This is a genomic window from Prolixibacteraceae bacterium (assembly GCA_019720755.1).
Classification (GTDB): Bacteria; Bacteroidota; Bacteroidia; order Bacteroidales; family Prolixibacteraceae; genus Halosquirtibacter; species Halosquirtibacter laminarini.
Genome location: CP081303.1, coordinates 3987980 through 4009893 on the forward strand (window position 1 = coordinate 3987980; position 21914 = coordinate 4009893).

20 protein-coding genes are annotated in these 21914 nt (G+C 33.9%); 11 read left to right on the forward strand and 9 right to left on the reverse strand.

The window, feature by feature from the left end:
- Positions 1 to 43: 43 nt before the first annotated feature.
- The 3 genes from mnmG to hemW form a co-directional block, all read right to left on the reverse strand.
- Entirely contained in the window at positions 44 to 1921 is a 1878-nt protein-coding gene (gene mnmG / locus K4L44_15840) for a tRNA uridine-5-carboxymethylaminomethyl(34) synthesis enzyme MnmG (protein QZE13979.1), read from the reverse strand.
- A 30-nt stretch (positions 1922 to 1951) separates the two neighbouring features.
- The gene (gene ybeY / locus K4L44_15845; protein ID QZE13980.1) at positions 1952 to 2401 is read right to left on the reverse strand and encodes an rRNA maturation RNase YbeY; all 450 of its coding nucleotides are present in this window, start codon (positions 2399 to 2401) and stop codon (positions 1952 to 1954) included.
- Positions 2402 to 2568: 167 nt separating this feature from the next.
- On the reverse strand, positions 2569 to 3699 hold the full coding sequence (gene hemW, locus K4L44_15850; protein QZE13981.1) for a radical SAM family heme chaperone HemW: 1131 nt from the start codon (positions 3697 to 3699) through the stop codon (positions 2569 to 2571).
- A gap of 12 nt (positions 3700 to 3711) precedes the next feature.
- On the opposite strand from hemW, the gene K4L44_15855 reads away from it, so the two are divergent.
- Positions 3712 to 4092, forward strand: a complete 381-nt coding sequence (locus K4L44_15855) for a VanZ family protein (protein ID QZE13982.1) — start codon at positions 3712 to 3714, stop codon at positions 4090 to 4092.
- Here the strand turns inward: K4L44_15855 and K4L44_15860 are convergent.
- Positions 4081 to 4530 carry an Rrf2 family transcriptional regulator gene (locus K4L44_15860; GenBank protein ID QZE13983.1) on the reverse strand — a complete coding sequence of 150 codons (450 nt, stop codon included), beginning with the start codon at positions 4528 to 4530 and terminating at the stop codon, positions 4081 to 4083. The genes K4L44_15855 and K4L44_15860 overlap by 12 nt on opposite strands.
- A gap of 44 nt (positions 4531 to 4574) precedes the next feature.
- Positions 4575 to 5012 (reverse strand): RpiB/LacA/LacB family sugar-phosphate isomerase, encoded by a 438-nt coding sequence (locus tag K4L44_15865; protein QZE13984.1) that lies wholly within the window; start codon positions 5010 to 5012, stop codon positions 4575 to 4577.
- Positions 5013 to 5641: 629 nt separating this feature from the next.
- Between K4L44_15865 and ruvB the strand changes: the two genes are divergently transcribed.
- From ruvB to rpoN, 3 genes are all read left to right on the forward strand, one after another.
- Positions 5642 to 6670: a Holliday junction branch migration DNA helicase RuvB gene (gene ruvB, locus K4L44_15870; protein QZE13985.1), complete on the forward strand. Its 1029-nt coding sequence runs from the start codon at positions 5642 to 5644 to the stop codon at positions 6668 to 6670.
- 98 nt (positions 6671 to 6768) lie between these two features.
- A complete protein-coding gene (locus K4L44_15875; GenBank protein QZE13986.1) occupies positions 6769 to 7377 on the forward strand; it encodes a hypothetical protein in 609 nt (202 codons plus the stop codon).
- A 420-nt stretch (positions 7378 to 7797) separates the two neighbouring features.
- Positions 7798 to 9255 (forward strand): RNA polymerase factor sigma-54, encoded by a 1458-nt coding sequence (gene rpoN, locus K4L44_15880; protein QZE13987.1) that lies wholly within the window; start codon positions 7798 to 7800, stop codon positions 9253 to 9255.
- Between the two features lie 528 nt (positions 9256 to 9783).
- On the opposite strand, the gene K4L44_15885 is transcribed toward rpoN, so the two are convergent.
- The 3 genes from K4L44_15885 to K4L44_15895 all read right to left on the reverse strand — a co-directional run bounded on the left by K4L44_15885 (position 9784) and on the right by K4L44_15895 (position 12175).
- Positions 9784 to 10245 (reverse strand): SPOR domain-containing protein, encoded by a 462-nt coding sequence (locus tag K4L44_15885; protein QZE13988.1) that lies wholly within the window; start codon positions 10243 to 10245, stop codon positions 9784 to 9786.
- A 137-nt stretch (positions 10246 to 10382) separates the two neighbouring features.
- Positions 10383 to 11084, reverse strand: coding sequence for a response regulator transcription factor (locus K4L44_15890; protein QZE13989.1), 702 nt, complete (start codon positions 11082 to 11084; stop codon positions 10383 to 10385).
- 59 nt (positions 11085 to 11143) lie between these two features.
- The gene (locus K4L44_15895; protein ID QZE13990.1) at positions 11144 to 12175 is read right to left on the reverse strand and encodes a sensor histidine kinase; all 1032 of its coding nucleotides are present in this window, start codon (positions 12173 to 12175) and stop codon (positions 11144 to 11146) included.
- Positions 12176 to 12370: 195 nt separating this feature from the next.
- Between K4L44_15895 and K4L44_15900 the strand changes: the two genes are divergently transcribed.
- Positions 12371 to 14608 (forward strand): inorganic phosphate transporter, encoded by a 2238-nt coding sequence (locus tag K4L44_15900; protein ID QZE13991.1) that lies wholly within the window; start codon positions 12371 to 12373, stop codon positions 14606 to 14608.
- A gap of 175 nt (positions 14609 to 14783) precedes the next feature.
- Here K4L44_15900 and K4L44_15905 read toward each other — a convergent pair whose 3' ends face one another.
- Positions 14784 to 15482, reverse strand: coding sequence for a Crp/Fnr family transcriptional regulator (locus tag K4L44_15905; protein QZE13992.1), 699 nt, complete (start codon positions 15480 to 15482; stop codon positions 14784 to 14786).
- Between the two features lie 237 nt (positions 15483 to 15719).
- Here K4L44_15905 and K4L44_15910 point away from each other — a divergent pair, with 237 nt between their 5' ends.
- The 6 genes from K4L44_15910 to K4L44_15935 all read left to right on the forward strand — a co-directional run bounded on the left by K4L44_15910 (position 15720) and on the right by K4L44_15935 (position 21909).
- Positions 15720 to 16439: an SDR family NAD(P)-dependent oxidoreductase gene (locus K4L44_15910; protein ID QZE13993.1), complete on the forward strand. Its 720-nt coding sequence runs from the start codon at positions 15720 to 15722 to the stop codon at positions 16437 to 16439.
- 12 nt (positions 16440 to 16451) lie between these two features.
- Entirely contained in the window at positions 16452 to 16799 is a 348-nt protein-coding gene (locus K4L44_15915) for a FolB domain-containing protein (GenBank protein QZE13994.1), read from the forward strand.
- Complete coding sequence (gene folK / locus K4L44_15920) at positions 16799 to 17176, forward strand: 2-amino-4-hydroxy-6-hydroxymethyldihydropteridine diphosphokinase (protein QZE16023.1); 378 nt, start codon at positions 16799 to 16801, stop codon at positions 17174 to 17176. The genes K4L44_15915 and folK overlap by 1 nt, the downstream gene beginning before the upstream one ends.
- Before the next feature lie 132 nt (positions 17177 to 17308).
- Positions 17309 to 20737 (forward strand): isoleucine--tRNA ligase, encoded by a 3429-nt coding sequence (gene ileS, locus K4L44_15925; GenBank protein QZE13995.1) that lies wholly within the window; start codon positions 17309 to 17311, stop codon positions 20735 to 20737.
- 109 nt (positions 20738 to 20846) lie between these two features.
- Entirely contained in the window at positions 20847 to 21224 is a 378-nt protein-coding gene (locus K4L44_15930) for a TraR/DksA C4-type zinc finger protein (GenBank protein ID QZE13996.1), read from the forward strand.
- A 73-nt stretch (positions 21225 to 21297) separates the two neighbouring features.
- Positions 21298 to 21909, forward strand: a complete 612-nt coding sequence (locus tag K4L44_15935) for a lipoprotein signal peptidase (GenBank protein ID QZE13997.1) — start codon at positions 21298 to 21300, stop codon at positions 21907 to 21909.
- The last annotated feature ends 5 nt before the right edge of the window (positions 21910 to 21914 follow it).

Sequence of the window (21914 nt, forward strand, 5' to 3'; positions counted from 1 at the left end):
AGAGTATCACTTCCACTTCCCATTGTATGGTGAAACAAAATTATTAACGACCTAACAATACTAATAATACATTAATATCACTTGGAGACACACCTGAAATACGAGAAGCTTGACCAATTGTTTTTGGATTTATCTTAGATAACTTTTGACGTGCTTCTGTAGAAAGGGTATGTATCGATTCGTAATCAAATTTATTAAAAATATTGATATGTTCTAATCTTTTTAACTTATCAGCGATAGCCTTCTCTCTTTCAATATAACCAGAATATTTCATTAATATCTCTGCTGTTTCAAAAATTTCATCTCTTCTATTTTCTGGAAGTGATAAATATAGATCATTGAAAGCAGGCACAGCATTTAATAATTTAAATATAGTCAACTGTGGTCTCAAGATAAGGTTTAATAATTTACATCCTTGTTTAAGTGCAGTGGTTCCATTTTCAACCAGCCATTCATTGATATATTTTGCTTTGATACTATAGTTATTACAGAACTCTATTACTTTATCGCGAAGAGCAATTTTTTCACTTAATAGGTTCATCTGTTTTTCAGTAGCAAGGCCTAATTCATGGCTTCTTTTCGTTAAACGAACATCTGCGTCATCTTGTCGAAGAAGAATACGATATTCAGCTCTACTTGTAAACATTCTATATGGTTCATCAACACCTTTTGTTACCAAGTCATCTATCAAGACACCAATGTAAGCCTCATTACGACCTAGAACAAATTCAGATTTGTTCATAATCTTTTGATGTGCATTAACACCAGCCATAAGGCCTTGTGCTCCAGCCTCTTCATAACCAGTAGTACCATTAATTTGTCCTGCAAAGTAAAGGTTTTCTAATGTTTTAACCTCCAGTGTATGAAACAACTGAGTTGGATCAAAATAGTCATACTCAATAGCATAACCTGGACGTAAAATACGAACATTCTCTAACCCTTGTACATTCTTTAATCCTTCCAATTGTACATCCCAAGCCAAAGAAGATGAAAAACCATTTAGATAATATTCGATAGTTGTTTCTCCTTCAGGCTCTAAAAACAGTTGGTGCTGATCTTTAGATGCAAATGTTATTAGTTTAGATTCGATACTTGGACAATAACGAGGGCCTGTACTCTCGATTGTTCCATCAAACATTGGAGAGTCTTTAAAACCTTTTTCTAAAGCACCATGTACCTCTGGGTTGGTATAAGTTATATAACAAGGTTTCTGTATTAAGCTAGAAACCACATCTGGATCGTAAGAGAATTTTCTAATCTCATCATCTCCCCCTTGGGCTGTCATCACAGAGAAGTCTACAGAGCGTGCATCAATTCGTACAGGAGTTCCTGTCTTCATGCGATCTGCTTTCAAACCTTTAGATATAAGTTGTTCCGTAATACCCAAAGAAGTAGGTTCTGAGATACGTCCGCCTTCTAACTTCGTCTTTCCAAAGTGCATTAAACCTGAAAGGAAAGTACCATTAGTAAGAACCACAGCCTTTGCCATAAATTCTACGCCCAACTCAGTTCTCACTCCTACTACCTTGTTTCCCTCAAAGATTAACTGTTGCACCGTACCTTGCCAAAAATCTAAGTTTTCAAGTTGCTCTAGTTGATTTCTCCAATTTTCAGAAAATCTCATTCTATCACACTGTGCTCTAGGACTCCACATTGCAGGCCCTTTAGATCTATTCAACATTCTAAATTGAATAGACGATAAGTCTGTAATTCGTCCACAATATCCACCTAAGGCATCTATTTCTCGAACAATTTGTCCTTTAGCAATCCCACCAATAGCAGGGTTACAGCTCATCTGGGCAACTTTATTAAGATCCATTGTTATCAACAATGTTTTTGACCCAAGGTTTGCAGCTGCTGCTGCGGCTTCACAACCAGCATGGCCAGCACCAACAACAATTATATCATAAAAAGGTAGCATATCTACTTATCAATTTTATACAAAAAGAATTTAATTCAAAGAGGCATTATATTCACCCTTCACCTTCTCAAAAAGGGAAATGGCTTTTTCCTCTTCTGATCTCATTATAGCAGCCTCCTCATCCGTTTTGTCTTTAAACCCTAATAGATGTAAAATACCATGGGACAAAACACGAGCAAATTCTGATTCAAAATCTACTTTTAAAATATCAGCATTATCAACCACTCTATCAATACTCATAAAAACATCACCAGAAATAACATCCCCTTCTACATAGTCGAAAGTGATAATATCAGTATAGTAATCATGTTGCAAATAGTCAATATTAATTTTTAGTAGGTAATCATCTGAACAGAAGATGTAAGAAATCTCACCAACTTGACGTTTTTTTGATGCAATAAGTGATTCAATAAACTTATTTAAATAATCTTCTTTGTAATTTGGAAAATCAATATCTTCCGCAAAAAATTCTATAGCCACTTTAATTTGATTTAAAATGATAATTGGCATAAAACCAAAACGATACAAAAGTATAAAATAAAAAGTAATTATCGAGGAACAATTGATAGAATTAGTAATAACCGAGATAATTAAAAACACATACTAAACAACTGAACTAAAACACGTTACAATGTTATCAACATTGTTTATTCACAGTAAAATACATTCTCAATAATTAAATCTGAACGAATCATTCCTTTCTCTGATATTGTCCAACAAGAATTATCATAAACAACCTCTCCTGAATCAACAAAAGATTTTACTCTAGTTTTAAAGAAATCAAGATACTTATCGCCTAAATTCAAAATTATTGTCTCTTCAACTCCCCATTTAGTACGAAACGCAGTGATAATGTAGTCATTATAACGATCATCATCAGAAAGAAGCTCCTTCTCAAAAAACTCTTCCCCTTTCGGAATAAGATCAATATATTTTTTATTATTAGAAATATTCCATTGTCGACTCACGCCATCATAAGAGTGGGCAGAAGGACCAATACCAAGATAACTATCTCCTCTCCAATAGGAACTATTATGATTAGATATCAATCCATTTTTGCAAAAATTTGATAACTCATAATGCTCAAAACCATGTTCCACAAGCATCGAAACCAATATATCGTAATGTTCAAGACTCTCCTCTTCGATCACAGGGAGTAGCGATCCTTTCTTCAATCTACGATAAAATTCGGTTCCTTCATGATAGGTTAAATGATATGCAGAAATATGTGTAACAGGAAGAGATAATATCTTCTCTATTGTAGTTTTCCACATAGTTGAAGAAAGCTTAGGAACCCCATAGATCAGATCAATAGAGATATTATTAATACCAATATGAACAGCATTGTTAATAGCATTAAAAACATCAATAGCTCCGTGTCGACGGTTCATATCGGCTAGTATATGATCATCAATAGATTGTACACCAATACTAAGTCTGTTTACTCCTGCCAACTTTATCTCCTTCAAATAATCAAGATTCAGGTCATCAGGATTTGCCTCCATTGTGATCTCTAATTCATCAATACAATCAAACTCCTGTTTTGATAGTAAAATAAGTTCTTTGATCTGAGAAGGAGACAATAGAGAAGGAGTCCCTCCTCCAAAATATATTGTTTTAACTAAAGAATCATTCTTAAGATAAGATTTTCTTAAGCATAACTCTTTCTTAAGAGTGTCAAACAATGGATTGATTAATTTTACGTTTACACTTGTGTGAAAATCACAATAGAAACACCTTGACTTACAAAAAGGGATGTGAAAATATATTCCTGACATAAAAAAATAAGAATGATAACTTTGATTAATTACTCCATTAAATATTCAAAATACTTATTGACATTATGGGTATGTATAATAATATATGGCTGCCTTCTGCCTTCTAAAGATATCCCAGAAATTGATATAGTAAATATTGATAAGGTAGTCCACCTTCTATTTTATATTGGATTTGCATATTTTTTAAGAGGTGCAACATATAAAAAAGTGAATGAAGTATACACACTCTGTGTAGCAGTAGTATTCGGTATTGGAATAGAGTTGATTCAAGGAACCTCTTTGTTCAATAGATCATCTAGTATTGCCGATGTTGCAGCCAACACAACTGGAGCAATCATCGGCATTATTATTTTTAAAATACTCTTCAGTAAAAGTAGTATATCAAAATCTTAGGCTTGCTGGAGTTTGATCATTATTGGCATCCTCAAGCAATTCCCCAATAGTTTTATTTTTAAACAAGTTGACTATATCTTCACGGATCTCTTTAAATCCTAAATGGATAGCACAAAAATCATCATGTTCTTCTCTTTCAGAACAAGTCATATCACAAATCAAACACTGCTCAAAAAAATCTTTGCCATCAATTACGTTGACAACATCAAAAAGTGTTATAAGATTGGGATCTTTAGATAGACAGAATCCTCCGTTTGGCCCTTTGTTTGAATTCAAAACACCTGACTTAACAAGCTTTTGAAGGATTTTACCTAAAAATGGAGAAGGAATTTTCAGATCTTCTGAAATCTTCTTAATCCCATATTTATGATCCCCATCAAAACCAGAAGCAAGATAAATTACAGCTCTTACTGCATATTTGCATGTATTAGACAACATAATTCTGAGTATTTTAATAGATTACCTCTAATCTGTTTAGAGTGTTATTTTTGAATTGCAATCTTTTCCACCCTACGAGTATGACGACCACCTTCGAAATCTGTTGAAAGGAATGCATTAACAATATTAATAGACTCCTCTAAAGAGGTAAAACGAGCTGGTATTGCACAAACATTCGCATTATTGTGTGAACGAGCTAGTACCGCGATTTCTGGCACCCAACATAAAGCAGAACGAACTTGTTGATACTTGTTTGCAGTCATATTAACTCCGTTAGCACTACCACATATAATAATACCTTGACTTAATTCTCCCTTATCAATTTTTGACGCAAGGGGATGGACAAAGTCAGCATAGTCACAACTATCTAAACAATTACATCCGAAATCAACCACTTCATACCCTAGTTCATTTAGGTGGTTAATAACTTCAAGTTTTCTTTCGTATCCTGCATGATCGCAAGCTATTGCAATTTTTTTCATCACTTAATTATATATTTTAATGCAAATCTAATAAAAAGAGATAAAACAATCTTAATTATCTGAGAATAATCGTTTTCTTTATTAAGCCAATAGAAATTTTTGTGAACAAAGTATGTTATAAAAGTGTGAAAGAGCTAATGATAAATGGTGTAAAAGTAGGTCAAAAAAATAGTCTAAATTATTGGGATATATTAGAGTTCTACATCTATAACCGAGATCCATGCAATTCCAAATAATATACCTCTTTTTTAATGACAATAAACGAACCAATAACACACAATAATTTTTTAGTGTTTTCACTTCAAACAGTTATTAATAACTTTTATTTCCGACCAATGACAAATACATCATTTAAACTAGAACACAACGATTTACGATGTTAGTAAGATAGATACTCTCTGTTAATTCATGGTTAATCATTAAAAAACAAAAAAAGTTCAATTTCTTTTTTACACATGATCAACAGCCTATTATTATTATATTTTATTCTTTAATTTTTTAAATAACTAGAATAGTAATAAATGTATATGATATAAAAAAGCAAGTGAATAACGTTGAATAAGTTGATAGTCAAAAATTGAGAAGTTAGAACAAATAGCCCTATTTTTGTAAAAAATATTTTTAGCACCATGGACGAGAATTTTGATTTTAGAAACGAAAATACTTTTGAATCGGATAGTGACCTAACCAATACGTTGCGCCCCTTATCTTTTGATGATTTTAAAGGACAGAAGAAAATCGTCGATAATCTTGAGATTTTTGTGAAAGCCGCTAAAATTAGATCCGAAGCCTTAGATCATGTTTTGTTGCATGGACCTCCAGGATTAGGTAAAACGACCCTTTCGAATATTATTGCAAATGAATTAGGTGTTGGTTTAAAAATAACTTCCGGACCTGTGCTTGATAAACCTGGTGATCTAGCTGGTTTGTTAACAAACCTAGAACCCCATGATGTTCTTTTTATTGATGAAATTCATCGACTCTCTCCTATCGTAGAAGAGTATCTTTACTCCGCTATGGAGGATTTCCGTATTGATATCATGATTGACAAAGGTCCTAGTGCACGTTCTATTCAAATTGAAATAGCTCCGTTTACATTGATTGGAGCAACTACAAGATCAGGACTTCTTACCAGCCCATTAAGAGCTCGATTTGGTATTAATAGTCATTTAGAGTATTATGACATTGATGTCCTATCTAAAATTGTGGTACGTTCTGCTGCCCTACTAAATGTTCCTATTGAAGAGAACGCTGCGCATGAGATTGCTTTTAGAAGTAGAGGAACTCCACGTATTGTCAACAGCTTACTTCGTCGTGTTAGAGATTTTGCGATGGTTAAAGGTAATGGGGCTATTGACTTGAAGATTACAAGATTTGCCCTAGAAGCACTCAATATTGATAAATATGGTTTGGATGAAATGGACAATAAGATTTTAGCAACGATCATAGATAAATTTAGAGGTGGTCCTGTTGGTATCTCCACTATTGCTACTGCTGTAGGGGAAGATGCTGGTACTATCGAAGAGGTATACGAACCTTTCTTAATTAAAGAGGGTTTTATTAAGAGAACGCCTCGGGGAAGGGAAGTGACTTCTTTAGCTTATTCCCACTTGGATCGAACAAATGTGGATAACCATCAAGAAAATAGATTGTTTTAATAATTTACAAAACATAATATTGTTTCTATTTATTATATTTGTACTCAATTATAATAAACAGAAACATTCTGTCGTAGATAAACCATACACTATATATAATGAGAACAATAGAGAAAATTTTAGAATTTTGTGTAATTCTAGGATTTATACTAAGAATGATGTTAGTCAATAATGGCTATTTAATTGAAGGTGTTTCACTCTTACTTATAGGAATCTTCTATTTTATATGGAGTATTTTCCGATTCAAAGATTATTCTTTTAGAAGAAAAGATCAAAGCACGTGTATCTATGATCCGATCTCTAAAAGGATGTCTTTATTAGCAGGTTTTGGACTGTTTTTAACATGTTCTGGTGCAGGACAACATATGGTTTTTATTACAAGTTCTAATGCGCTTGTATTTTTGGGTATGACCATCTTGTTGATTGTTGCCATTTCAGAGACAATTGTTTTCATAAAAGAGAAAAGAGTACATATCTCAAGAGTGTACAAACGTGTTTTTGTATGGCTGGCAATTGGTATTGGTGTTTGGTATATGTCAGGAGAGAGAGCTATTCAAGTTATTTATAGAAAACATCCTAGATTTATCAAGGCATATAAGGCAGTGAAGAAATACCCTGACAATGAAAAGTACCGTGAAATTATGTGGAACGAGTATGACAAAGTTATGGGTAAGAAAACCAATAGAGATAGTGGTGGCATCATATAATATCCAATATCAAGATTAAATAAAAAAAGGGACAACTTCTAAAAGTTGTCCCTTTTTTTATTTAAAGAGAATGCATTATCATGCTGTAATATAATCAATTGGAGATGTTTTAAACATGTTTAAAACTAGCTTGTTCCAAATATTAACTTATTATGAATATTGTAATTGTACATTGCCACATGAAGGACATATCCTCTCCTCTACTTGTTCTATTGAACATCATAAAAGAATGTAATTCAAGAATATCGTGATTAGATTATAAACCTTTGAACAATATTTTTTCTGTATCCTAATAATTTCTATCTTGAACAAAATAAATAAACAATCTATTTATATGTATGACTTCGTTTTAATGTGAAGGATATATGAAGTGAATAACAAGGTTTGTGTTCAGTTTAGCGTAACTAGGGGAATTATTATATGCAAAAGTTAAGTCTACAACAAAAGCTTCTACAGAAGCTGTCACCTCAGCAGATACAAGTAATAAAATTACTTGAACTTCCTACGTTACAACTAGAGCAACGTATCAAGAAAGAGTTAGAGGAAAACCCTATATTAGAATTGGAAAAGAGCTCATCAGATCAGGTGGATGAAGAGTACGACAACGAACTTAAGTCTAATAATGATGTTGATAATGAGGAGTTTTCTGTAGATGACTACTTAAATGATGAGGATCTACCCTCTTATAGATATCAAGCGAATAACTATTCATCGGATGATAAAACTCAAGATATGCCTCTAACAGAAGGAGCCTCATTTCATGAGATTTTAATGGAGCAGTTGGGGCTAATAGACCTGACAGAGGATGAATTAGTACTTGCAGAGAATATTGTTGGAAACATTGACGAAGATGGCTATTTGAGAAGAGATCTCGAATCGATCATGGATGATCTGTTATTTATGCAGAATATCCAGACAGATGAAGAGAAACTAAATGTTGTTTTAAAGAAGATTCAGACCTTAGATCCTGCTGGTGTTGGTGCCTCAGATCTTAGAGAGTGTTTGCTTCTTCAATTGAAAAGGAAGTCTGATCATGATCTTGTGATCGAAACTGCTACAGAATTAATAGAATTACATTTTGATGAGTTTTCTAAAAAACACTATGAGAAACTCATTAAGAAGATGGATATTGATGATGATCTTCTCAGACAAGCAATACAAGAGATATTACGTCTAAACCCAAAACCAGGAAGTTCTTATAGTAATACTATTGGGAGATCGAGTCAAGTGATCATTCCAGATTTTATTTTAGAGTTAACAGATGGGGAGTTGGTGTTAAATCTTAATCAACGTAACATTCCTGAACTTCGTGTTAATAGTACTTATTCGAATATTCTTAAAGATTACAAAAATTCTGGAGGTAAGAGTAACTCTCATCAAAAAGATACAGCACTTTTTGTAAAGCAGAAGCTTGATTCAGCCAAATGGTTTATCGATGCAGTAAGGCAACGACAACAGACACTTCTTCTTGTGATGAATGCTATCATTCATTATCAAAAAGAGTATTTCATTGACGGAGATGAAACCAAACTGAAGCCGATGATATTAAAAGACATCTCTGATCGTACAGGACTAGATATTTCAACCATATCTAGAGTGTCTAATAGCAAGTACATTCAGACTCATTTTGGTACGTTTCAAGTAAAATATTTCTTCTCTGAGGCAATGCATAAAGAGGATGGAGAAGAGGTGTCTACCAGAGAAATAAAACAAATTCTCAAGGAGTGTATTGAAGGGGAAGATAAACGTAAACCTCTTACAGATCAAAAGCTTTCGGACTTCTTGAAGCAAAAGAATTACAATATTGCTCGCCGTACTATTGCCAAATATAGGGAGCAGATGGGCTACCCAGTGGCACGTCTGCGAAAAGAGATTTGAGAAAGTTATAAACAATATCTTAATTGTTTATAATCGCTTCTCTTTCTAATTTTCATTTCGATATTATTGCTAAGAATAAGATCGAAATGAAAACTGATATTTGATATACTACTGTCCTATTATCGGATCCGTTCGAACATCTATTTAATTATAAGTTAGAGGTGGTATTTGAGTTTCTGAAATTCATGCTATTTTTTCTTGATTTAGAGGAGGATTACAATGATTAGAAAGGTATCTCCGCCGTACTTTAGTTACCCTTCCGTTACCCTTTAGTTACCCTTTGGTTACTATTAGAGTAAACGAAGGGTATCCAAAGGGTATCTATAAGGTATATGAAGTCACTTCTAATTCTATGTTATCGAGAGGTTCTGTAGCAGGGAGTGGACACTATCAGAAAATGGGTGTAAGTTTTATTTATCTATTATGATAAAAGTACTTTAAATGGAGATACATCTAATCTCCGTCTTTAGTGTATAATAAGATAAAAAAAGAGGTTTGAATCGAATTCCAAACCTCTTTCTGTTTATATTAGATAGGATCTTTATGAAAAGCTTCGACCTTTCCTTTTCGCTTAAATATCCAAGAATGCTTTAAAATATTACTTTTATCAGTAAGCTTTGTAAGCTCCTTCTCTGCTTGTTTTAATGACTGGAATGACTCAATAGTTACTTTAAATTGACCATTCTCATCTTGCATCAAAATAACAGGTTTGTATCCTAATTTTAAAAGCTGATCTTTTAGGATTGATGCATTAGAGAAGATGTTATAACTTCCTGCAACAACAAAGAATCTGTCTTTTAAGTTTACTCCTCTTACAGGAATTTTCTCAGCTTCTTTGTTATCCGGTTTTTCTGTAACAACAACCTTCTCATGTTTAATTACTTCTTGAATAACAGGAACCTCTTTAGGAACCTCTTTTACTTTTTTTTCTTGACAACTTACTAAAGTTATCAAGGCTAAAGTAATGATAAGAAAAATGTTTTTTTTCATAGCGCATATTTTATTTACTAAGGAAATGTCAACCACTTTGATAAATAACAAGTAGATTATTATAAAAGTTTCAACATCTTTCTTCCCTATGTCAAAGTAAGTAAAAGAAAAAGATGGTCTTATGACAGTTTTATATGTTATTCAACAAATTTGTATCCAACGCCTTTTAAAGTTTTGATATGATCACTACCAATTTTCTCTCTAAGCTTGCGAATATGTACATCAATTGTTCTGTCACCAACAATTACATTATCTCCCCAAACTGTATTATATATCTCTTCTCTAGTAAACACTTTCCCCGATTTTGATACAAGAAGGGATAAAAGTTCGAACTCTTTTCTAGGAAGAATCATCTCCTTACTGTCTTTAATCAAGAGATATTTCTCTTTATCAATAATAAGATCACTTATTCGTAGAATATTAGAATCTTCCTCTAATTCTGACGAATGAGAGTCATGTCTTTTTAGAAGTGCTTTGACACGGCTTATTAATACTTTTGGACGAATGGGTTTTGTTATGTAGTCATCCGCTCCTGCTTCGAAGCCTGCTATTTGAGAGTAGTCTTCTCCTCTTGCAGTAAGAAAAGCGATCACACAACCCTTAAGGGATGGTATCTTTCTAATCTCTTCACAAGCAACAATTCCATCCATTTCAGGCATCATTACATCAAGAATAATTAGATGAGGATTCTGCTTCACTGCTAGTTCAATAGCTTCTTCACCATTTTTAGCTGTAAAAACATTAAATCCCTCTCTACGAAGGTTGTAGCTTATGAATTCAAGAATATCTTCTTCGTCGTCAACAAGAAGAATGCTGTATTTGCTATATTCGTCGCTCATTTTATAATTGTTTTGGATGTACTCAAATATATAAAAAAAAAGGATAAAAGTTGGGGCATCTATTTCTCGAGGGTGAATGTAAAAGTGGTTCCTTGATCTGGAACACTTTTTACTTGGATTGATTGCTCGTGTGCTTCTAATATATGTTTCACGATTGCAAGGCCTAAACCTGTTCCTCCCTCTTTTCGTGATCTACTTTTATCTATTCGATAAAAACGCTCAAAGATTCTATGTACATGGTCGTTCTCAATCCCTGTACCATTATCAGAGATCTCTACCATAATATGATCTAGCATATCGTAGAATCCTACTTTAACGTATCCTCCTTTGAAACCATACTTCACTCCGTTTCCAATAAGGTTTCTAAGTACATCAAAGATTTTCATACGATCAGCATAAACAAGAATAGGTTTATCAAACTCTTTACCGAAACGAAGTCTAATATTCTTTTCACAAGCCTCTCTCTCTTCGAGATCAAACACCTCTTGGGCCAATTTAATAATATTAAATTTCGTTTTGTTTAGTTTCAACTCTCCTGCTTCAAGTTTTGTGATCGACTCTAGATCATCCACAATAGAGATCATTCTATCGACGCTCTTTTCTGTTCTCTCTAAGTAAAGTTTATTAATTTTTGGATCATCCATACCTCCATCAAGAAGGGTAAGAACATATCCTTGAATATTAAAGATAGGAGTTCTCAACTCATGAGATACATTCCCTAAAAAGTCTTTTCTATATTTTTCTAGTTCTCTAAGTCTTTTGATCTCTTCTGTTTTATAGTGTGACCACTCCTCTACTTCTTTGTGAACTTCATTGATTAGATCAATAGAGTTTGTGAGATTTTGAGTCCTCTTTTTGTCAGATACGGGAATGGATCTAACGATTTTATATATGGGTTTAAGTTTGTTATACACCAAACTATTTAAGATATAGTTTACAATCAGAATAGTTACAACAAGAAGAATCGGTACAGAAAGGCATAAAAACCATAATCTATGGTACACAAAATTAATTGTTAGGAATACAACAAAAATTAGAGTAAGTGCTAACGATAAGTATACAGAGAGACTTTTTAAAGAGTAGGATTTCATATTGCTTTATAAGTTATCATCCATTTAATAAGATCCAAAGATCAATAAAAAAACTATAAGAATATTGCAGTTAACCTAAACTTAACAATGGAGATATCTCTAACAAAAAAATCAATCTCAATTAACATTCGAGTAATTTAAAAAGAGGTTATTGCAGTAGTTAAAAACAAAAACCAAAATTAATCAATTACATTCATGGAAACGTTTTACATTACGTTGGTTGTCATTCTATTTGCATTGGCTATTTCTGATATTATTGTCGGTGTAAGTAATGATGCAGTCAACTTCTTGAACTCTGCTATTGGTTCAAAAGCTGCACCTAAATGGGTTATATTTGCTGTTGCAAGTGTGGGAATTTTAGTTGGGGCCACTTTCTCAAGCGGAATGATGGAGGTTGCAAGGAAAGGAATCATGAACCCTAATATGTTCATGTTTAATGAGATAATGATCATATTTGTAACGGTTATGATTACTGATATTATTCTCTTAGATGTCTTCAATTCTATTGGTCTGCCTACTTCGACGACCGTATCTATTGTTTTCGAATTGCTTGGATCTTCTGTTGCTGTAGCATTAGTCAAGATCTCCAATCTAGGACAGTCTATCTCAGATATCAACCAATATATCAACACAGACAAAGCATTGGCTATTATTTTTGGTATCCTTTTCTCTGTTGTGATCGCGTTTTCTATTGGCGCCATTGTCCAATGGATAACAAGACTTATTTTTTCATTTGATTATGGTAAGAAAATAAAATATTATGGCTCTATATTTGGAGGCTTCTGTTTGTCTTTTATTACATACTTTATTCTGATTAAAGGTGCAAAAGGTGCTTCATGGATTTCTCCGGAACATATAGCTTATATCAAGTCGAACACTTCTACAATTATTGTTGCCTGCTTTGTGGTATGCACTGTTATACTACAGTTAATCTCAATGATCTTTAAGAAGACAAATATTTTAAAGATCGTAGTATTAATAGGAACTTTTGCTTTGGCGATGGCTTTTGCTGGGAATGACCTTGTTAATTTCATTGGTGTACCATTGGCTGGTTTCGAATCGTTTAATGCTTGGAGAGACTCAGGTTTAGCTCCCGATGCAATGACAATGGAAGCATTAACAAAACCTGTTAAGACAGATACATATATGTTGTTGATTGCAGGTGTTATCATGATTGTCACGCTGATCACTTCAAAGAAGGCTAAGAAAGTGATTGCGACCTCTCTAAGTCTATCAAATCAAGGAGAGTCTGAGGAGAAATTTGAAGCTTCTGCTACCTCAAGAGCTATTGTTCGATCATCGATGTCTTTATCTAAGGGGTTAGGATGTGTTGTCTCTGAAGGGATTAAGAGTCGTGTTAGAAAACGTTTTACCAAGGTCGATAAGAGTGATGAAGAGACCTCTTTTGATTTAATTAGAGCTTCAATAAACTTAGTTGTTGCGAGTATTCTAATTTCTATTGGTACATCATACAAACTCCCATTGTCTACAACTTATGTTACTTTTATGGTAGCTATGGGTACCTCTTTGTCTGATAAGGCATGGGATAGAGAGTCTGCTGTTTATCGTATCTCAGGTGTATTTACAGTGATTGGAGGATGGTTTCTTACTGCTATTGTAGCATTTACAAGTTCTGCTATCATCGGAGCTACTATTAGTGTAGGGGGTAAAGCTTTTATATTTGTTTTCCTTGGTTTGGCTATCTTCTTGGTTGTGAAGTCTACAATTAAGAGTAATAAATTGGATAAGGAAGAAGAAGAAGAAGAAGATCTTTCAGAACCAGTGTTGGAAACTACGAAGGTTTTAGAGAAGAGTAAGCAGCGTGTTACCAACTCTATTCTGATTAGTTCTAAAGGTTATAGTGTTTCTATTGAGAACTTCTTGAATGAGGATCGAAAGAATATCAAGGAGGTCATGGGAGAAGTTTCCTATTTGGATAGAAAAACGAAGAAGTGGAAAAATAATGTGAATAGTGTGGTACTAAGACTACAGGCTGATTCTGTCGAGACAGGTCACTATTATGTACAAATTGTTGACTATTTAAGGGAGTTGTCTCATTCAATGAACTATATCATTACTCCATTATACGAACACCTTAGCAACAATCATCGACCGTTTACTGAGGTTCAAACAGAAGAGTTAATTCAACTAGTTAATAGAGTAAACGATTTCTATAATGCTGTGATTCATATTGTGAAAGAAGAGCGATTTGATAAAATTGATGAGCTTATTTCTTCACGAGTGGAAGTAGTAGAGTATATGTCTTCTTTAGAGAAACTTCAGATTAAACGAATTAAGAGTAAAGAGGTTAATACACGTAATTCTGTGTTATTTTTCAATATCTTATCGGAGTCGAAGAACCTTATGTTCCACTCGGTAAATATTACCAAAGCATACCGTGATTTCGTGAAATATTCTAAAGATGCGATTTAATCGTATATTTTAATTGAATATGATAAAGAGAGTCCGAAAGGATTCTCTTTTCAGTTCTAATAAAGAGAATACAATCTTTAAAAATAGACTAAGGTTCTTATTGATAAGGGATAAAAAAATAAACCAACTATCTTTATGGAGATCGTTGGTTTATCGATTAGTCACTTTGGATAGCCTACATATTAGCAATTCGGGTAAGCCTCGGTAGATTGACGAATTTAATCTCTCTACCTTTAATCTCTATGATACTATCATGTTTAAATTCTGATAGAAGTCGAATAACAGACTCGGTGGCAGTTCCAACCATATTGGCAATCTCTTCTCTTGTAAGAGATACTTGTAGAATGTTGTTATTGTCTACACCAAACTTTTCGCGTAACATGATTAGTACTTCAGCAACTCTTTCACGCACTGTCTTGTGTGCAATATCTGTGATATAGTTATTTGCATCTTTCAACTCTTTACAAACTACTTGAAGGGTACTTAAAGCAAATTTGTGGTTTGTAGATAGAATCGATGTAAGGGTGTTGTATGGAACATGTACCAATACAGCTTGCTCAATTACTTTCGCTGTAGTACAAGCTCCTTCTTTACTGAGAAGAGATCGGTAAGCAATGATATCTCCTTTGGTAACAAAACGAATGATTTGCTCTTTACCATCACTACCAGTTTTTATAATCTTAAGCACACCACTCATAATACAGTAAAAACCTGTAAGTCTTTTACCTTCATGATAGATGACATCTCCTTTTTTATACTGACTAGTAGATTTTTCATCATTTAATAAGAATAGCTCATCAGGAGATAGAGACTTAAAAAAAGTAAATGTTGATAAATCATACTCTTCTTGTAGGGGGTGAATATAATTCTTCATAGTATTAGTTTGTTTGGATCAATTAGATATAATTGTAAATGTATAATAAAAGGTTGGAGAAAAAAAGATAAAAAAAAGGTAAAACTCCTCCTATTTAATGTTCATTGCGTGTTTTGCAACATGTTTGATTATCAAAAGAATAGTCACTTATACCTCTCCTATATTGATGATTGAAAGAACTTTTATTTGTTCACTATTGTTTTATAATTATGATGTGTGATAATAAAACAATTTGCTATGCATAAGCTTGCTTTAGTTACAGGTTGTAGTAAAAGAATAGGTCGTGAAGTTTCTTTAAGATTGGCTTCGCTAGGCTACTCTCTTATTCTACATTACAATACAGATAGAAAAGGGGTCGATAATTTAAAACAAGATCTCGTAGAAACATATGAAAACTTACAATTTTATGAATTTCAAGGAGACCTTCGTTGTCCTCGTTTTGTGGAAGATCTCTCCCAATTCTGTTCGAATAATTGTCTTATTGTAAACCTATTAATACATAATGCGTCGATATTTAATAAGGATGATTTTTCAACGCTTTCTTATGAATCTTTGCAGAATAACTACAGTATTCACCTTTTTCAACCATTGTTAATAACCAAATGGTTTTGTGGTCAAGTGGTCGAAGGTCAGGTGATTACCATTGTAGATCAGGCAGTGACTCGAAATGATAGTGGATATTGGTCTTATATATTATCGAAAAAGTCTCTATTGGATGCGACTAAAATGATGGCACTAGAATTGGCTCCAAATTTTAGGGTGAATGCAATCTTACCAGGAATGATATTACCATCTGTACATGGCTCTTCTGATCAGTTTAAGAATGAGGTTCTCTATACTCCATTACAAATATCCCCAGGAATTGTTTCTATTCTCTCTACTCTGACATACTTTATAGAGAACAGGTGGTGTACAGGGCAGATTATCTATTGCAATGGCGGAGAACATTTGAATTAAAAATAATAATAAATGCAAATACGTATTCAAAAACTTCACTTAAGAACATATATTGGCTTTAATAAAGAAGAACAAGAGAAGAAGCAGGATATTTATGTTCATATAAAGATACAAGTGCCTTTTCATGAAAAACTTGAATCGGATGATGTCTCTTCTATATATAACTATAAGTCGATTACCAAACAGGTTATATTGTTTGTTGAAGAGAATCGGTTTTTACTTCTTGAAAAACTAACTAATAATATTGCGGATATCGTTTTATCAGATTCTCGTGTGGAGTCGGTTGAAGTGGAAGTGGAAAAGCCTTTTGCTTTAAGGTTTGCTGATTCTGTGTCTGTTACTATCGTTAAAGAAAAATAATCATGAATAAGGTAATTATCTCACTGGGATCTAATATTTCCCCTGACCATAATATTCCAAGTGCTATATTATTACTTTCGTTAAAGCATCGTTTATTGGACATTACAAAAGTAGAGATAACAGATCCTATTGGTATTGAGGATCAAAGTAAATTTCATAATGCCGCACTTCTTGTGGAGACGTGGTTTAGTCAAGATGCTTTCAACACTTTTCTTAAAGAGATTGAAGACACTTTATTACGTGATCGATCTGCCCCAAAATTCGGTCCTAGAACGATTGATTTGGATATTGTCGTTTGGAATGGAAACATCGTGGATAACGACTACTATAAACGGGATTTTTTAAAACGACATACGGATATGTTGCTGAATAATTAGCATTTGTGGTATGATTTTTATTTTTGTATATCCAAAACGCTTATGGGTCAAATTGTTCAAGGTGTTAGGATAGAAAAAAATTATATCTTTGTAAGATATAATGATAAAAATTGAGGTAATACCATATAAATCATGAGTAATAAGTTTCGAGAATATAAAAATTTCGATCTCTCTCAAATCAATAAAGACGTCCTAAAGTTTTGGGAGAATGATGATACTTTTCATAAAAGTATGTCGACAAGAGAAGGGAAACCTACTTTCGTTTTCTACGAAGGCCCCCCTTCTGCAAATGGACAACCAGGTATTCATCACGTTATTTCTCGTTCTTTGAAGGATCTTATTTGTCGTTATAAAACGATGAAAGGTTTTCAAGTGAAACGTAAAGCAGGTTGGGATACACATGGTCTTCCTGTTGAATTAGGAGTGGAAAAAACTCTTGGTATTACAAAAGAAGATATCGGTAAAAAAATTACTGTTGAAGAGTATAATGCTGCTTGTCGTAGAGAAGTGATGAAATACACTGATCTATGGGAAGATCTTACTCATAAAATGGGATATTGGGTAAATATGGATGATCCATATATTACTTATGATAATCGATATATTGAGACACTTTGGAATCTTCTAAAATCTTTGTTCGACAAAGGTTTACTATATAAAGGTTATACTATTCAGCCTTTCTCTCCTGCTGCAGGAACTGGATTAAGTTCTCATGAGTTGAATCAACCAGGAACTTATAGAGATGTAAAAGACACAACTTGCGTTGGTCAGTTTAAGGTTGTTCGTGATGACAAGTCTGAAAGTTTCTTTGGAGATGAGCCTCTTTATTTCTTGGCTTGGACTACTACTCCATGGACTCTTCCTTCAAATACAGCTCTTGCTGTTGGACCAAATATTACTTACTATCAAGTGAAAACTTTCAACCCTTATACAGGAGCTCCTATTTCTGTTATGGTTGCGAAAGACTTGTATCGTAAATTCTTCCCTGAGAAGAATGAAGAACTAGACTTTGATAGTTATGAAGTTGGCGCTAAGAATATTCCTTTTAAGGTGGTTGCTGAGTATAAAGGTACAGACTTAGAAGGAATACGTTATGAGCAGTTAATTCCTTGGATGAAGCCTGAAGGGGATGCTTTTAGAGTGATCTTAGGTGATTATGTGACGACAGAAGATGGTACTGGTATTGTTCATATCGCTCCTACTTTTGGTGCCGATGATGACCGTGTTGCTAAAGTTGCAGGTATCGCTCCTATGCTTCTTTTGGATAAAGAGGGCAAACAACAACCAATGGTTGATAAACAAGGTCGCCTTTTCCCTATAGAGAATCTTGATTCTGCTTGGGTTGCTGAATACGTAGACTCTAATCTATATCGTGAGTTCTCTGGTCGTTTTGTGAAAAATGATTATGACCCAACACTTACTGAAAAAGATGCTACATTGGATGTGGATATCTCAGTAATGTTGAAAAAGGAGAATAAAGCCTTCAGAGTAGAAAAACATGTTCACAACTATCCTCACTGTTGGAGAACAGATAAGCCTATCTTGTATTATCCACTTGATAGTTGGTTTATTAAAACAACAGCTGTAAAGGATCGTTTAATTGAGTTGAATAAAACGATTAACTGGAAACCAGAATCAACAGGTACAGGACGTTTTGGTAATTGGTTGGAGAACTTGGTTGATTGGAACCTTTCTAGATCAAGGTATTGGGGTACTCCCCTTCCAATTTGGAGAACAGAGGATGGGACAGAACAAAAATGTATCGGATCTGTAGAGGAGTTGATGGCAGAAATTAAGATGTCTATTGAGGCTGGTTTTATGTCAGAAAATCCATACGATAAGTTTATTGTAGGTGAGTATACAAAAGAGAACTATGAGAATATTGATCTTCACCGTCCTTATGTAGATGATATTTTTCTTGTTTCTGAGTCTGGTAAAAAAATGATTCGTGAAACAGACCTTATCGATGTATGGTTTGATTCAGGGGCTATGCCATTTGCTCAAATGCACTATCCTTTTGAGAATAAAGAGAATTTTGGAGAGGTTTATCCTGCTGACTTTATTGCGGAAGGAGTGGATCAAACTCGTGGATGGTTCTTTACCCTTCATGCTATCTCTACGATGATCAATGATTCTGTAGCATTTAAAAATATTATCTCTAACGGGTTGGTATTAGATGCTAAAGGAAATAAGATGTCTAAGCGTTTGGGTAATGCTGTGGATCCTTTTACTACTATCGATAAATATGGTTCTGATCCATTGAGATGGTATATGATTACAAACTCTCAGCCTTGGGATAACCTTAAGTTTGACGTAAATGGAGTGGAAGAAGTTCGTAGAAAGTTCTTTGGTACTCTTTATAATACATACAGTTTCTTCTCTCTTTATGCCAATATAGATGGATTCACCTATAGTGAAGCAGAAATTGAGATGGCTGATAGACCAGAGATTGATCGCTGGGTTCTTTCTCTTCTGAATAGCTTGGTGAAAGAGGTGAATGAAGCTCTTGAGGCTTATGAACCTACGAGAGCAGGTCGTGCAATAAACGATTTTGTTTCTGAAAATCTTTCGAATTGGTATGTACGCCTTTGTAGAAAGAGATTTTGGGGTGGTGAGTATGATCAAGATAAGATCTCTGCTTATCAAACTCTTTATACTTGTCTTTCTACTATAGCGAAACTTTCGGCACCTATTGCTCCTTTCTTTATGGACCAGCTGTATCGTGACTTGAATAGTATCACAAAGAAAGACCAAGAGGGTTCAGTTCATATTGCAAACTATCCTTCTGTAAATGATAGCTTGATTGATCAGAAGCTCGAAGAACGTATGACGATTGCACAGAAAGTTTGTTCAATGGTTCTAAGTCTTCGTCGTAAGGAGAAGTTGAAAGTAAGACAACCTCTACAGAAGATTATGGTTCCTGTTCTAAATCGTGATTTTGAGTCTCAATTTGAAGCAGTGAAGGATATTATTCTAACGGAAGTGAATATCAAAGAAGTAGAATATATTGCTGCTAATTCTGGTTTTATTAAGAAGAAAATCAAGCCAAACTTTAAGACTCTAGGTCCTAAATATGGCAAGATAATGAAAGGAATTGCGGCTGCTGTTCAAACACTTTCTCAAGATGATATTAATACATTTGAAACAAATGGTAATTATCAGTTGTTTGTACAAGATCAGAAAGTGGATTTGACATTAGAGGATGTAGAAATTATGTCTGAAGATATTCCAGGATGGTTGGTTGCTAATGAAGGAGCTTTGACTGTTGCTCTTGATATCACAGTTACTGAACCTTTAAAAGAGGAAGGTATTGCTCGTGAATTTATTAACCGTATTCAGAATATTAGAAAAGAGAGTGACTTTGATGTTACAGATAAGGTAATTTTGAAGATACAAAGACACGAATTGTTTGATAAAGCTTTAGGAAATTTTGCTGAATATATATCGAAACAAACTTTGGCCTCTGAATTAGTGCTTCTTGATGAGGTCAATTCAGACAATGCCCAAGAGGTGGAGATTGAAACAGGAGTGTTTACTAAAATTGATGTTAAGCGAGTGTAATATTACTCTTTGCATCAAACGTTGCGTATCGTTTTATGGATTATTTTACTAAATTAGTGCATCAAATCTAATTAAGAACTCATAAAATTATTCTTAACCTTTAAGATATATGGTGGAAAAAGTAAGATACTCAGATGAAGACCTTGAAATGTTTAGAACTGTGATTCTAAAAAAATTAGACAAGGCAAGAAATGATTATGAGTTGTACAAAAATGCCATTACCCAAAGAGATGGTAACGACACGCAGGACACTTCTCCTACTTTTAAAGTTTTAGAAGAAGGGGCAGCAACCTTATCAAAAGAAGAGGCTGGTAAATTAGCTCAAAGACAGCAAAAGTTTATTCAGCATCTTGAGGCAGCTATTATCCGTATAGAAAACAAAACCTATGGTGTTTGTAGAGAAACGGGTAAACTGATTGCCAAAGAGAGATTGCTAGCTGTTCCTCATGCAACCTTAAGCATTGATGCAAAAAATAACAGAAAGTAACGTCTTTCATAATAAACTAATGAGTCCGAGGAGAGGTATAACTCCTCGGATTTTTTTTTAATATTATATAGGTATGTCAAAACGTAAAATCGCAATATTTGTTGTTTTTCTTATATTGGTCATAGACCAGGTATCAAAAATATGGGTGAAGACTCATATGTCTTTAGGAGATGAATTTCATGTTTTTGGTAATTGGTTCTTGATTCATTTTGTCGAGAATAATGGTATGGCTTTTGGACTCGAATTTGCAGGCAAATATGGAAAGCCTTTTTTGACTGTTTTTAGAGTAATTGCATCCATAGCAATTATCGTTTATCTAAATAAACTTATTAAGAAGGGGATCCCTAATGGGGCCGTAATATCAATATCATTGATTTTGGCTGGTGCAATGGGTAATATTATTGATTGCGCATTTTATGGGATGATTTTCGATCATAGTTTTGGACAGGTAGCTACGATGTTTCCTGCAGGTGGTGGATATGAAACGTTCCTTCATGGAAAGGTGGTGGATATGCTCTATTTCCCCCTACTAGAAGGAAACTTCCCTAGTTGGTTACCTCGTATCGGAGGACAACATTTCCTGTTTTTTAGTCCTGTTTTTAATATTGCTGATTCAGCAATTTCTGTAGGTATTGCGATACTGTTACTCTTCTATCGCAAAACATTTGAAGAGAGTGCACAATAGACTAA